Below are 12,571 nucleotides of genomic sequence, written 5' to 3' on the forward strand. Positions count from 1 at the left end.
GTGTTCAGATCAGCTTGTGTCGGCACGCAAAGGCCGTCGCCGCGGCCCGCGAGGGGACATCAAGCTTGGCGAGGATGTTGCTGACGTGCCGGTCGACCGTCTTCTCGCTTCGGGAGAGCCTGCCAGCAATCGCCTTGTTGGTTTCGCCGGCGGCGACCAGGCGAAGAACATCAAGCTCACGCGGGGTCAGGCGATGCACATTGCTGGAAGCGACGCCCTTCTTCAGTGAGCCGATCTGCGTGAGATCGGGGCCGGCACCTAAACGCTCGAAAATGGTCCGGGCCGCGTCGAACTCCAGATCGGCAGCGTCCTCGTCTCCGAGGGCGCGGCAGGCCCGTCCGATCAGCACGCGCACGCGCGCAGCCGCGTAGGGCGCCGGGATCCCCTGCCACACCTCGAAGGCACGGCGCAGCGAACCGAGCGCGGCCCGCGCGTCCCCTTCGGCGAGGTCCACCGCTCCGCAGGCCTGCGCGGCAATTGCATCCGGCACGCTCGTATCGAAGCTCCGCGCAATGTCCTCGAGTTCTCGGCAGGCGTTGCGTGCGTCCTGAACCTCACCGGCGGCCAACGTGATCTCGATATAGGCGGGCAGCAAACCCATGCGTTTCAGGCGGTTCGCCGTCGTGCCTGCGACGCGGCGAATGGCGGTGACGGCCGCGTCGAGGCGTCCCTGCACAAGGCGCAGCAACGCTAAGCCCGGCTGTGGCTCCAGGCCAAGCTGGCTCGCGCCTCGATACGCCTCTTCAGCCGCTGCAAACTCCCCTTTCAGACGATGGACCTCGGCCTGCTGGTAGAGCGCTCCGGCGGCAGCCCTCCGGTCGAAGCCCTGCGACCGCGCGCAGGCGCGCCGCGCTTCCTCGATCGCCTCAGGCCAGGCGCCCTGCAACTGCAGAATCTCCGCGCGATGCACTTGGCAAACCCCGGCGAAGGCGACCATATCGGGCTGGCCTTCGCACCACCGCGCCAGGGCGCCTGTCCATTCGCGGGCTCGGTCGAGTGCGTATACCTGCTGACAGGCCGCGATCACGCTGCAATACATCAAGCCAGTCACCAGCGGCGATAGCTCTCCAGCAGTGACCATGACCATGGTCTCATCCAAGAGCGCGAGTCCGGCTCCGAGCTGCGCCTGCTGCAGTCGTATGCGGCCCTGCTGGTGGCGGGCACAGGCGACGAGGTCCGGGTCGCCACAGCGCTCGCCGACTGCGGCGGCCTCGGCTGCAGCGACGAACGCGGCCTCGTACTCACCAGATCCGAGACGTTGCTCGACGACCGGCAGCAGCAAATAGCCCCGCTCGGCGCATTCGCGCGTGTCACGCTCCAGCAAACGTTGAGCACGGGAAAACCAGCCGCTCGCATGGCCCATCTCGCCGCGCATTAGCAGGCGAAAGCCGAGCCAGAACGCGCAACGGACGGCGCGAAGGCGCCGGGGAGTATCCCGGTGCGCATTGTAGGCCCGTTCGAGCGCCTTAAGATAATCCTCGTCCCGGCCGACCAGGTATGCGGCCATCGCCAGCAGTTCGAGAGCTTCGGCAGCTAACGAGGCTTCCTGGTCGGCGCGCAAGAACGCCTGGTAAGCGTCGGCCCAGGCGCGCTGTCGATAATATTCACGGGCCAGATCGAGCTCGCCGGATTTGTTCGCACCTCCGCGCTTCTGCTGGCCCGGACACCGCTTCATGCGTTTTCTCCAGTCCCAAGAGATAAGCGGACCCATGAGATTGCCAAAGCATCATATGCGGAACAGTCGACGGGCAGGATGCCTTTCGCGCGGGTGGATTTCCGATGGGAACAGAATTGAGCAGATATCTGCTAGAAAACGTCGGATTACAGCTTCTTTCGCGTCCGGCGCCGCTCAACCAAGAGCCGAACGTCTGTTGCTCGAATGTCCCGCGTTGGGTCCAATAGCGACATCGCTGACGGCTTGAAATGGAAGTGCCGCCAACAGAGGGCGGCCGCACTCTAGGCGGGTTATTAGCGATTTCTGCTATCGCGAAATGTCTGCTTGAGGGTCAACGTGAGACCTCGGCACCCGATCTTTGCATAGCTGTTTCTACCGCCCCAAAACCAAACATCACGGCTCGCGGGAAAACGGGCTGCAAGTCGGTTTCAGAAGGATCGTCAGTGCTTGCGCGGCGCTTCAAGCCCCTTAAGCAGCAGCGCCAGCAGCGCATCGATCCGTGCCGGGGCGCCCGGCTCATTCCATTCCTCGGCATGTGCGGGATGGTGGAAGCGGCTGGTGGCGTCGAAAATAGCACGTGCCGTCACCTTGACGTCGGCGACCTGGAATTCGCCCTGCTTCACGCCATCGGTCAGGATCAGCGCAATCTGATCGACCAGGCAGTCCTTGTGGCAGTTCACGGACTTGCAGGCCTCGCGCGCCAGCGTCAGGTAGGTCGCAAACATCTCGGGGTCGTCGCCGAGCCGCTTGTGCTTCATCGAAAACATCGTGCGCAGCCACTGATCCAGCCGCGCCGGCGCCGGGCCGGAACTTTCAGCGATCTTCAGGAGCGGCGCGCTGAGACGGTCGAGCCAGCGCTTGGCCACCGCCTCGCGCAGCGAAGCCTTGCTGGGGAAATGGCGGTAGACGCTGCCGTGGCTGACATCCAGCGCGCGGGCAACGTCCACCACCGTTGCCTTGGCGAGCCCATAGCGGCGCAAGACGTCCTCGGTGACCTCCAGGATTCGTTCGGGGGTCAAAACCACGACTTCGTTCATGCGCGCACCTGCGAAACGATGGGACGGGTGGTCATTCTAATCCCCTTGCAATCCGCGTTGTAAATCCTTTGACGGATTAATGTTTCACCGGCTCCAGCCGCTCGGCCTGGGCGGCCAGATGGCGGGCGACGCTCTGATTGAGCCAGCGCTGGAGTTGGGCGGTGAGATGAATGAGATGGGCAGTCATGGCGCAGTCCTTTGCAAGTACCCGGGCTCAGGGCCAACGAGCCGGGTGACGCCCAGTACCGGCGTCAGCAATGGATATAGCATCTCTCGCTGACAGATTTCAATATCTGTTAGTCAATAATCCGTGATTGACCGGCCTCCCGGGCCCGCCGCTTCACCGTCCCAAGCCTACTGCTCGTCCTTGGGCGGCATCCGCGGCGGGAGCAGCGGCGCAAACGACACTCCGTCGCCGTCGCGGGGCACGGCGGCCAATCCCCCGCCCGTGGAGGGATCGCCTCCCGACGTATCGATGATCGCCGTGGGCATGATGTATTCCCGGGCGGCCTCGAGCAGGCGGCCCCCGCCATCGCCAAAATCAGCGGCGCGACCGCCCTGCGGGCGGCCGGCGGCGATCTCACTGGCCGCCTTGTCGGTCTTCTGCGCGAGCTTGTCGCTATAGGGAATGCGAAAGGCCCTTGGCACACCGCTCGGCCGGTTGCCGTCGTCGAGCGTTTCGACCCAAAGATAGATCGAGCCCGGGTCGCCTTCCAGCGAGTGCGGCTCCACGATCCGGACCTGCAACAGCTTGAAGCTTGCGGGCAGCCTGTCGATGCTGGCCCACCCCAACAGGCCGCGCACACCCGTGAAGCTCGCAATGTAGAACGCGCTCGTCACCACCACAGCGACTGCCTTGGCTGACCAGGGCAAGCGCGCATAGACCAGGACAATCAGCAACAGCGCGCCGATCAGCGCGTAACTGAGAGAGAGCGTGAGGACGACCGATTGCAGGCTACTCACGACGCGGCATCCTGACGCCGGTTTTCGGATCGAGATCCGCGCCATTGGCACGGACGTTGCGGAAGGTCTCCATCAGCGACTTCTGCCGTTGCTGGACGTCGAGCACCTTGCCTTCGGCATCGAGCCAGAAGCGCAGCGCGGTCTGTTCCTCGCCGGTGTGGTCGAGCGTCAGCTTGTTGTCGAAGATCACCTGCGCGGTCGGATTGAGTTTTTGGACTTTCACGCTCACCGCGACGGGCTGGCCGGTCGTCGCCTGAAAGTGCGAGACGTTGACGGTGTATTCACCGGCGACGATGCCGCGCACGGTGACGATCTCTTCCCTGATCGGCGACGCAATCTTCTTGCCGTTGACGACGATGAAATTGTTGGCGCCGCCGCGGTCGTCGCGGTCGAGCGTGAGGAAACCGGCTTCGCGGTGGCGATACCAAGCGATGTTGCCGGCAGGATCCTGCACGAACAGGTCGAGATCGTCGGGATGATTGTCCGGCCAGTCCATCGTGATGATGAACTCGGCCTTGGAATCGATTTTGCCGTCCTTCGCGTCCGGCGAGACTGCGAGCAGCGCCAGGAAGAACAGGAACGCAATCACCTGAAGCGCCTTGAACAGCATGACGCCGAGCGGATCGAAGGCCTCCTCGCGCGGATAGAGACCGAAATCATCCATCATGCCGGCGTTCCAGGATGGCGCTCCAGCGCCGGGGTGACGTGCGTCTCGGTCAGCATGACGGCATCGGAAAACACCCGCTGGGTCGCGGCATCCAGCATGTAGTACTGGATCTTCACGAGGATAGATCCGATCAGGCCGGCCAGCGTCGTGTACATGGCCACCGCCATGCCGTCGCTCATCAGACCCATCGATGATTTCATCGCGACCTTGTCGGCCGCATCGAGCGTGGCGATCGGCGCCAGCATGATGATGAAGCCGATGATGGTGCCGAGCAGCCCGAGCTTCATCAGCGTGTCGGACACGAACGCACCAAATCCGTTGGAGCCACGCAGCCGGTCGGCGAGTGAGCGGAGCAGCAGCGTCTGGTCGATGCGCCCGGCAGCCTGCGCCCTCGCCTTCTGCACCAGGCTGCGGATGTGATCCGTCACCAGCCCGCCCGGCAAGGCGCGTGCATCCTCGTCCAGCCCCCTTGCGCCGCCCGGAACCGACAGGATCGCGCGGCAGCGTCGCGTGATCTCGCCCTCCCGCGCGATCGCGCGCGTCCGCCAGAAGCAATGGAAGCAAGTGACGATATAGAGGACGGCAATGACGCTCGAAATGTAGGTGCGGTCTGAAATGACCATGAGATGGAGCAGACCGTATCGCCATAGGACGACCACGGCAAAAACGGAGAGCCCGGTGAAGATCATCCATAGCAGGAGAACGCTGCGTTCCGACGTATCCGCGCCGGATGATGCGGTCTTCCCGCCAGCCGTTGCACTCATGCTGCGTCAGCTCCCTGGAATGGCGCGCCGCGGCCGGAAGGCCGCCTGCAAACACGTCCCTTGGCTTTGATAGATCAGCGGTCACGACCGCGTCCAAAGACATATGCCCACGGTTGGTTGGGAAATTTTCCCGAATTAGAACCCACTGCATTGGCATGGGTTGGCGGTGCTGTTACGCTTATCCGCACGTTCGGGAGTGATCGCATGCGCCTCGTGCTTCAGCTCGTCGCCCGCTTGTTTCTCGTGGTCATCCTGTGCCTGGGAGCGGCGACTATCTGGGCAACGATCGACGCGCATCGCAGCGTCGATCGTGCCACGGCCGCTTCCGCCGAGCGTGTCTCGGTGGCGTTGGAAGCGCTCTACTGGCGCGAATTGATGTTGCGCAGCAACAGAATGCGCGAGCAACTGCTGCCGGTGCCGGAATGGCGCACCATCGAAACGATGGGGCTGATCTCGCCGGGCATCTGCGTCCGGCTCGAGCCGGCGGGCGCGTTCGAGAAGCCGCTCTGCGGACAGAGCAAGGGAATCGGCCAAGCTCCGCCGCGCTGGTTCGCGGCCACCGTGCAGACACTGCTTGGGGATCATGCCGCGGTCGTCCGGCCGATCAGCACCCGCGCGGCCAATGCAGGCAGCGTCTCGGCCGCCGCCGATCCAAATGCGGCCATCGCACTCGCCTGGCAGCACATCCTCGACAACATCCACGTCGCCCTGCTGATGGCGGTGGCGATCGCGCTGCTTGCTTCACTTGCGATTGCGCATACGCTTGCGCCGGCGCAGCAGATCGTCGCCGCGCTGCAGCGGATGGCGCGCGGGCAATACAGCACGTCGCTGCCCCGCTTCCGATCGATGGAACTTGCCATGATCGGACAGGCCGTCGGCGATCTCGGCGACCGCCTCGCGCAGTCCATGGAGGAACGCGCCGCGCTGACCCGGCGCCTGCTCGAAATCCGCAGCGACGAGCGGCGGGCGCTTGCCCGTGAACTACATGATGAATTCGGACAGAACCTGACGGCGATCCTCGCTTTCGCCAACACGATCGAAGCAACCAGCGCGCGGGAAACGGCGAGAGGCGAGGTCGCGCAGGACGCGCGGATGATCTCGCAAGCCACCCATCGCATCATGGCGTGCCTGCGCGATACCTTGAACCGCCTGCGCCATCCGCCCGCCGAGGAACTCGGGCTCGAAGCCTGCCTCGTCGATCTCGTCGATAGCTGGCGCTCGCGGAATGCGACGCAGCCGATGATCCAGCTCGATCTCAAGGGCGATCTCGCCGACGTCCGCGGCGCCGTCGCTGCGACCGCCTATCGGGTCGCCCAGGAGTGCCTGACCAATTCCTTGCGGCACAGTTCGGCGCGGGTGATCGTGCTGCGGATCGAGCGGCGCACCGGCGCGGAAAACGCGCTGCTGGTCCACGTCGAGGACGATGGCGGCGGCGATGCGGCCAAACTGGCCCGCTCTCCCGGCTTCGGCCTGACCGGCATTCGCGAGAGGGTCGCCGCGCTCGGCGGCTCGCTGTCGATCGCGGACGCGAACCGCGGGGTAAGCGTGGCCGCCACGATCCCGCTTGCAGCCTGATGACCGCGTCGCAGACCAAAGGCATTTCGATCCTGCTCGTCGACGACCATCCCGTGGTCCGGCAAGGCTACCGGCGCGTGCTGGAGCACCAGGACGATTTCCAGGTGGTGGCCGAGGCCGAAAACGCCGCCGACGCCTATCGCGCGTTCAAGGCGCACGCTCCTGACGTCGTGGTCATGGATATATCGATGCCGGGTGCCAGCGGGCTCGAGGCGATCAGGAACATTCGCGCCCGCTCCTCCGATACGCGCATTCTCGTCTTCAGCATGCATTGCGAGGCGGCGCAGGTGAAGGCCGCCTTCAATGCCGGCGCGAACGGCTACGTCACCAAGGGCTCCGACCCATCAGCGCTGATCCGGGCGATCCGTTCGCTTGTCCGCGGCGAACAAGCGATGAGCGACGACATCGCCCGCGTGCTGGCGCTGGAAAGCCTCTCCCCCTCGGGATCGCTGCTCGATCAACTCGGCGAGCGGGAAATCGAGATCCTCAGGCAATTGGCCGCCGGCGCAACCACCGAGCAGATCGCCTCGAACCTCAATCTCAGCATCAAGACCGTGCAGAACTACCACTACCTGATCAAGACCAAGACCGGCATGCGGACGGATGCGCAGCTTGTCCGCCTGGCTGTGGAATGCGGACTGGCCAGCCTGTAGCGGCGGCCCGGTTTTCCCCGCTCGCGGCCACCGTACGGGTGGCCTCCCCCGGAACGATTTGCTAAAGCACGGCGTAAAAACAAATCGGCCGGGAGCCGCCTCGCGCGCCTCGCCTGCCCGCTTCGGAGTCTTCGATGATCCCCCGCTATACCCGCCCGGAAATGGCCTCCATCTGGGAGCCGCAGACCCGCTTCAAGATCTGGTTCGAGATCGAGGCGCATGCGGCTGATGCGCAGGCCGAACTCGGCGTGATCCCCAGGGAGGCGGCGAAGACGATCTGGGCCAAGGCCAAGCATGCGACCTTCGACGTGGCGCGGATCGACGAGATCGAGCGCGAGACCAAGCACGACGTCATCGCCTTCCTGACCCATCTGGCCGAAATCATTGGCCCGGAGGCCCGCTTTGTCCACCAGGGCATGACGTCCTCCGACGTGCTCGACACCTGCCTCAACGTGCAGCTCACCCGCGCCGCCGACCTCTTGATATCAGACCTCGACAAGGTCCTGGCCGCGCTGAAGAAGCGCGCCTTCGAGCACAAGATGACGCCGACCATCGGGCGCTCCCATGGCATCCATGCCGAGCCGGTGACGTTCGGGCTCAAGCTCGCTTTTGCCTACGCGGAATTCTCCCGCGCACGGGAGCGGTTGGTCGCCGCCCGCAAGGAAGTTGCGACCTGCGCGATTTCGGGCGCCGTCGGCACTTTTGCGCAGATCGACCCGCGCGTCGAAGAGCACGTCGCGAAAGCGATGGGGCTGGAGCCGGAGCCGATCTCGACCCAGGTGATCCCGCGCGACCGTCACGCCATGTATTTTGCAACGCTTGGCGTAATCGCCTCTTCGGTCGAGCGGCTCGCCATCGAAATCCGGCACCTGCAGCGCACTGAGGTACTGGAAGCCGAAGAGTTCTTCTCCGAGGGCCAGAAGGGCTCGTCGGCGATGCCGCACAAGCGCAACCCGGTGCTGTCGGAAAATCTCACCGGCCTGTCGCGCATGGTGCGCGCCTATGCGATGCCGGCGATGGAAAACGTGGCGCTTTGGCACGAGCGCGACATCTCGCACTCCTCGGCCGAACGCATGATCGGGCCGGATGCCACCGTGACGCTGGACTTCGCGCTGATGCGGCTTGCCGGCCTGATCGAGAAGCTCCTGATCTATCCCGCCAACATGCAGAAGAACCTCGACCGCCTCGGCGGTCTCGTGCATTCGCAGCGGCTGCTGATCGCGCTGACGCAGAAGGGCGCCAGCCGCGAGGACGCCTACAAATACGTCCAGCGCAACGCCATGCCGGTCTGGCGCGGCGAAGGCGATTTCCAGACGCTGCTGAAAAAAGACCCCGACGTGAAGAAGCACCTGAGCGATGCCGAAATCGAGGAGCAGTTCGACCTCGGCTATCACTTCAAGCACGTCGATACGATCTTCAGGCGCGTGTTCGGCGAGAGCTGACAACGCACGCCGTCCGAACGCTTGACGGTCATCTCTCGGTCTGCAGCAAACCGACCGCGAGATATCGGAAAGCCTCGACAGCCTTTGCAAAGACGGCGTGCGGATCGTCGGTTGCGGCAATCCAGAGCGAGGCGTTGAGCGCCGCTCCATTGATCAGCCGCGCGGCAGCTTCCGCATCCATCGGCCTCACCGTTCCTTCGTCGATAAGCGCCTGGATCGTTTGCGTCGTCGAGCGAAGACACGCAGTCTGATTGGGCCATAGCGATGGATCGCCGAGCACGGCCGGCCCGTCTAGCAGCATGATGCGCTGGATCTCCGGCTCCAGCGCCATCTCGATATAGGCGACGCCCTCGGCGAGAAAGCCGAGCCACCGGGTCTCCGCCTGATCTTGTACAGCGCGCATTCGCGCCACCATTTCCGCGTCGATCTGCTCGATCACGGCCTGCAGCAGACCCTTCTTGTCGCCGAAGGTGTGATAGAGCGCGCCGCGCGTTAGGCCGGCCTCGGCGGTTAAATCGTCCATCGACGCCGCCGCATAGCCTTTGGTCGCGAAGGCCTTACGGGCGGCCTGGATGAGCTTGGCCCGGGTTTCCTCCACCATCTGTGCGCGTCGCTTCGCGGCCACCGCTATCTCCGCAAATTACATACGCTCCGTATGCTAGTTGACATACGCCGCGTATGTAATTTATAGAAACATACGGAGCGTATGTCAATTTATCGCTCGAGTAGGATGCAAACAGCCGGACCCGTGGAGGTCTGGCTTGCCTTTGAACAGGAGTGACGTCATGGCCAAACGCGATGCAATCTTCCCTGCCGGCCGGCAGGCGCTCTACGAGATCAACCGTTATTCGGCGGCGATCCGCTCGGGCGATCTTCTGTTCGTCTCGGGCCAAGTCGGCAGCCGCGATGACGGGTCGCCCGAGCCGGTCTTCGAAAAGCAGGTCCAGCTTGCCTTCGACAATCTCTCGGCCGTGCTGAAGTCTGCCGGTTGCACATTTGACGACGTCGTTGACGTGACCACGTTCCATACCAATCCGGCCGCACAGTGGGAGGCGGTCAATGCAGTTCGCCTGAAGGAGATCGGTGAACCGCCCTATCCGAACTGGACTGCGGTGGGCGTGAACTGGCTAGCGGGCTTCGATTTTGAAATCAAAGTCATCGCGCGACTTCCTCAATCCACCTGACCGATTGGCGGCGAGCGTCCCCGCTTGCAGGACGTCCTGGGTAGCCACCCCAGCAGTTTTCCGGCCTTGCCAAGCCGATTCAGATGGTTCCAAATTGTCGCAACCGCCGTGACTCCCGCCGGCACCCTCGAAGCAACCTGACGGTAACCGCAAATCGGCTAAGGTCGCAGCGTGTCATCCCCGCCGAAAATCCTCGTCTTCGACTCCGGCCTTGGCGGCCTCACGGTCCTGCGCGAGATCGTCCGCACCCGGCCCGACGCGCACTACCTCTATGTCGCCGACGACGCGTTCTTCCCCTACGGCCATCACGGTGAGGATCAGATTATCGCCCGCGTGGTCCCGCTAGTCGGTGAGCTGCTCGCACGTCACGTCCCTGTCCTGGTGGTGATTGCCTGCAACACTGCTTCCACGCTCGTGATGTCGCACCTGCGCAACGCCTATAGCGTGCCGTTCGTCGGCACCGTGCCTGCGATCAAGCCGGCCTGCGCCAGCTCGAAGACCAAGCGCGTGTCGGTGCTCGGCACCAAGGGCACCGTCAAACGCGAATACACCAGGCGCCTGATCGACGACTTCGCGCAAGGCTGCGAAGTGACGCTGGTGGGATCGGCAGAACTCGCTTCGCTGGCCGAAGCCGCACTCAACGGCAACGACGTGCGCGACGAGGATATTGCGGCGGAGCTCGCCCCCTGCTTTGTCGGCAGCGGCAAGGATCGCACCGACACCGTCGTGCTGGCCTGCACCCATTTTCCGCTGTTGCTCGACCGCCTGACCAAGCTCGCACCCTGGCCGGTCGACTGGATCGACCCGGCGCCCGCCATCGCCCGACGCGTGTCCGAGCTACTGGCGTCACCAGGCCGGGAAAGCAATGAGGCCGGGGCCGAGATCATCTTCACGTCCAAGCGGCCGCACGCGCTGAGCCGGGCGCTGATGCCGTTTTTCGGCGGGCGCGTCCCGGCGTAGGTCGCCTGGGCGCGCGTCACGGTACGCTGGAGTGCAGGATGCAATTCCTTATGTAGTCCCGAGTCCGGCCTTCGCGCATTGCTCGTCCTGGTCGCCGGTGACGCCGCTCACTCCCACGCCGCCAGTGACTTTGCCATCGACCATGATCGGCAATCCGCCCGGCGAGGCGAAGACACCGGGAAGTGTGGCCGTGGCCGGCCCGCCCTTGTTGATCGCCTCCATGAAAACGCGTGTCGGGCGCCGATAGGTTGCGGCGGACCTCGCCTTACCGACGGCGATGTCCATGCTGCCCGTCTGCGTGTTGTCCATTCGTTCGAAGTACACGAGGAATCCGTGATTATCGACCACAGCGACAGCCACGTTCCAGCCGTTCTTCTGGCATTCGGCAAGGACGCCGGCTGCGATCTTCTTTGCGCCCGCGGCATTGACCGCCGTGCCGTAGTCAGGGCGCTTGTCCTGAGCAGATGCGCCGGTGGCAAGGGCGACGAGTGCAGCGGCGACCAGAATTGTCCTCATCATTGTCTCCTCCCTAGGTTTATTGTGCAGGGGAACTATACCGGGACGGACGAAAACGTCGATCGGTCAATCAGATCGAAAACGCTACAATTTGCTGCCAGCCAAGCGATCGAGCTGAATTACGCTTGCATAGGAATCGTGGCATGGCGAATGGGCTGCGTTAAAAACGATGTGGCTCGATACGGCGTGGCTCGATACGGCGTGAATTTAACCCTATGGTCTCCCTGCCGAATGATGACTCGCTCATTTCATCAGGGAGTTTCCCCGCCGTGACCTCCGCGAAGCCTGCGCCGCTGAACCGCCTCCGCCAGCTATGGCGCGAGGGACGTCCGACCTTCGGCGCGATCGCGACCATTCCCTCGATCCAGACCGTGCAGATCATGGCGCGTTCGGGGATCGACTTTATCATCGTCGATCTCGAGCACGGCCCGATCGATCTCGGCTCGGCGCATGCGATGATTACCGCCACCTCGGGCACGCCCTGCGTGCCAATGGTGCGGATTGCCGCCAACGAGCCGTGGCTGGCGAAAGCACCGATGGACATTGGTGCGCTCGGCATCAACTTTCCGATGATCTGCAGCCGCGCGGCTGCCGAAAAAGCCGTGCGCAGCGTGCGCTATCCGCCGCACGGCGACCGGCTATGGGGCCCGTTCCATGCGCCGTTCCGCTGGGGCGTGTCGATGGCGGATTACATGGCCACCGCCGACGACGACATGATCTGCATGGTCACCGTCGAGCATGTCGAAGCGGTCGAGCGCATTGACGAGATCATGGCGACGCCTGGCATCGATGTCGCCGTGATCGGCCCCGGCGATCTCGCCACCTCCATCAATAAGCGCGGCCTGCCGGATGATCCCGAGGTGGTGGCGCTGATGAAGCGCGCCGAGGAAGGCATCCTTAGGAGTGGCGTACCAATCGGCGGCGTCGCGCGCACGGCCGAGCAAGCCAACAAGATGATCGACCGCGGCTACGTCGCGCTGGCGCTCGGCTTCGACTGGTCGCTGTTCCAGCGCGGCATCGCGGCAAGCTTTGAAGGGATCAAGCGATAGGTGCCGAGACGGCGGCAAGCCCTTCAAAGTTCTCGGGGTTTACGGGATCCCTCGGGGCACGGCGCCGCCCACCCGGGGCAATCCGG

13 protein-coding genes are annotated in these 12,571 nt (G+C 64.0%); 6 read left to right on the forward strand and 7 right to left on the reverse strand.

Translation table 11 applies throughout. The features are described from left to right. Window positions 1-4: 4 nt before the first annotated feature. From V1277_RS02765 to V1277_RS02785, 5 genes are all read right to left on the reverse strand, one after another. Window positions 5-1,675: a helix-turn-helix transcriptional regulator gene (locus tag V1277_RS02765; protein ID WP_334414914.1), complete on the reverse strand. Its 1,671-nt coding sequence runs from the start codon at window positions 1,673-1,675 to the stop codon at window positions 5-7. Between the two features lie 440 nt (window positions 1,676-2,115). Further along, window positions 2,116-2,712 carry a TetR family transcriptional regulator gene (locus V1277_RS02770; protein ID WP_334414915.1) on the reverse strand — a complete coding sequence of 199 codons (597 nt, stop codon included), beginning with the start codon at window positions 2,710-2,712 and terminating at the stop codon, window positions 2,116-2,118. 354 nt (window positions 2,713-3,066) lie between these two features. Then, the gene (locus tag V1277_RS02775) at window positions 3,067-3,675 is read right to left on the reverse strand and encodes a hypothetical protein (RefSeq protein WP_334414916.1); all 609 of its coding nucleotides are present in this window, start codon (window positions 3,673-3,675) and stop codon (window positions 3,067-3,069) included. Continuing rightward, entirely contained in the window at window positions 3,668-4,342 is a 675-nt protein-coding gene (locus tag V1277_RS02780; RefSeq protein ID WP_334414917.1) for a hypothetical protein, read from the reverse strand. The genes V1277_RS02775 and V1277_RS02780 overlap by 8 nt, the downstream gene beginning before the upstream one ends. Then, complete coding sequence (locus V1277_RS02785; protein WP_334414918.1) at window positions 4,339-5,106, reverse strand: MotA/TolQ/ExbB proton channel family protein; 768 nt, start codon at window positions 5,104-5,106, stop codon at window positions 4,339-4,341. The genes V1277_RS02780 and V1277_RS02785 overlap by 4 nt, the downstream gene beginning before the upstream one ends. Window positions 5,107-5,310: 204 nt before the next feature. On the opposite strand from V1277_RS02785, the gene V1277_RS02790 reads away from it, so the two are divergent. The 3 genes from V1277_RS02790 (at window position 5,311) to purB (ending at window position 8,776) form a co-directional block, all read left to right on the forward strand. Next, a complete protein-coding gene (locus V1277_RS02790; protein WP_334414919.1) occupies window positions 5,311-6,681 on the forward strand; it encodes a histidine kinase in 1,371 nt (456 codons plus the stop codon). Next, complete coding sequence (locus V1277_RS02795) at window positions 6,681-7,334, forward strand: response regulator transcription factor (RefSeq protein WP_334363590.1); 654 nt, start codon at window positions 6,681-6,683, stop codon at window positions 7,332-7,334. The genes V1277_RS02790 and V1277_RS02795 overlap by 1 nt, the downstream gene beginning before the upstream one ends. 134 nt (window positions 7,335-7,468) lie before the next feature. Then, a complete protein-coding gene (purB, locus tag V1277_RS02800) occupies window positions 7,469-8,776 on the forward strand; it encodes an adenylosuccinate lyase (protein ID WP_334414920.1) in 1,308 nt (435 codons plus the stop codon). 28 nt (window positions 8,777-8,804) lie between these two features. Here purB and V1277_RS02805 read toward each other — a convergent pair whose 3' ends face one another. Then, on the reverse strand, window positions 8,805-9,401 hold the full coding sequence (locus V1277_RS02805) for a TetR/AcrR family transcriptional regulator (RefSeq protein WP_334414921.1): 597 nt from the start codon (window positions 9,399-9,401) through the stop codon (window positions 8,805-8,807). A gap of 160 nt (window positions 9,402-9,561) precedes the next feature. Here V1277_RS02805 and V1277_RS02810 point away from each other — a divergent pair, with 160 nt between their 5' ends. After that, window positions 9,562-9,960, forward strand: a complete 399-nt coding sequence (locus V1277_RS02810) for a RidA family protein (protein ID WP_334414922.1) — start codon at window positions 9,562-9,564, stop codon at window positions 9,958-9,960. Between the two features lie 171 nt (window positions 9,961-10,131). Continuing rightward, the gene (gene murI, locus V1277_RS02815) at window positions 10,132-10,920 is read left to right on the forward strand and encodes a glutamate racemase (RefSeq protein ID WP_334414923.1); all 789 of its coding nucleotides are present in this window, start codon (window positions 10,132-10,134) and stop codon (window positions 10,918-10,920) included. A 48-nt stretch (window positions 10,921-10,968) separates the two neighbouring features. Here murI and V1277_RS02820 read toward each other — a convergent pair whose 3' ends face one another. Next, entirely contained in the window at window positions 10,969-11,439 is a 471-nt protein-coding gene (locus V1277_RS02820) for a GlcG/HbpS family heme-binding protein (RefSeq protein ID WP_334363599.1), read from the reverse strand. A 266-nt stretch (window positions 11,440-11,705) separates the two neighbouring features. Between V1277_RS02820 and V1277_RS02825 the strand changes: the two genes are divergently transcribed. Next, the gene (locus V1277_RS02825) at window positions 11,706-12,485 is read left to right on the forward strand and encodes an HpcH/HpaI aldolase family protein (protein ID WP_334493375.1); all 780 of its coding nucleotides are present in this window, start codon (window positions 11,706-11,708) and stop codon (window positions 12,483-12,485) included. Window positions 12,486-12,571 lie beyond the last annotated feature (86 nt).

Source organism: Bradyrhizobium sp. AZCC 1588 (genome assembly GCF_036924735.1).
GTDB lineage: Bacteria > Pseudomonadota > Alphaproteobacteria > Rhizobiales > Xanthobacteraceae > Bradyrhizobium.

Bases quoted from the DNA above. Each gene is read 5' to 3' on its own strand.
- V1277_RS02810 (WP_334414922.1), top strand. From the start codon at position 9,562: ATGGCCAAACGCGATGCAATCTTCCCTGCCGGCCGGCAGGCGCTCTAC.
- V1277_RS02770 (WP_334414915.1), bottom strand. From the start codon at position 2,712: ATGAACGAAGTCGTGGTTTTGACCCCCGAACGAATCCTGGAGGTCACC.
- purB (WP_334414920.1), top strand. From the start codon at position 7,469: ATGATCCCCCGCTATACCCGCCCGGAAATGGCCTCCATCTGGGAGCCG.
- V1277_RS02790 (WP_334414919.1), top strand. From the start codon at position 5,311: ATGCGCCTCGTGCTTCAGCTCGTCGCCCGCTTGTTTCTCGTGGTCATC.
- V1277_RS02795 (WP_334363590.1), top strand. From the start codon at position 6,681: ATGACCGCGTCGCAGACCAAAGGCATTTCGATCCTGCTCGTCGACGAC.
- V1277_RS02765 (WP_334414914.1), bottom strand. From the start codon at position 1,675: ATGAAGCGGTGTCCGGGCCAGCAGAAGCGCGGAGGTGCGAACAAATCC.
- V1277_RS02820 (WP_334363599.1), bottom strand. From the start codon at position 11,439: ATGATGAGGACAATTCTGGTCGCCGCTGCACTCGTCGCCCTTGCCACC.
- V1277_RS02780 (WP_334414917.1), bottom strand. From the start codon at position 4,342: ATGATGGATGATTTCGGTCTCTATCCGCGCGAGGAGGCCTTCGATCCG.
- V1277_RS02785 (WP_334414918.1), bottom strand. From the start codon at position 5,106: ATGAGTGCAACGGCTGGCGGGAAGACCGCATCATCCGGCGCGGATACG.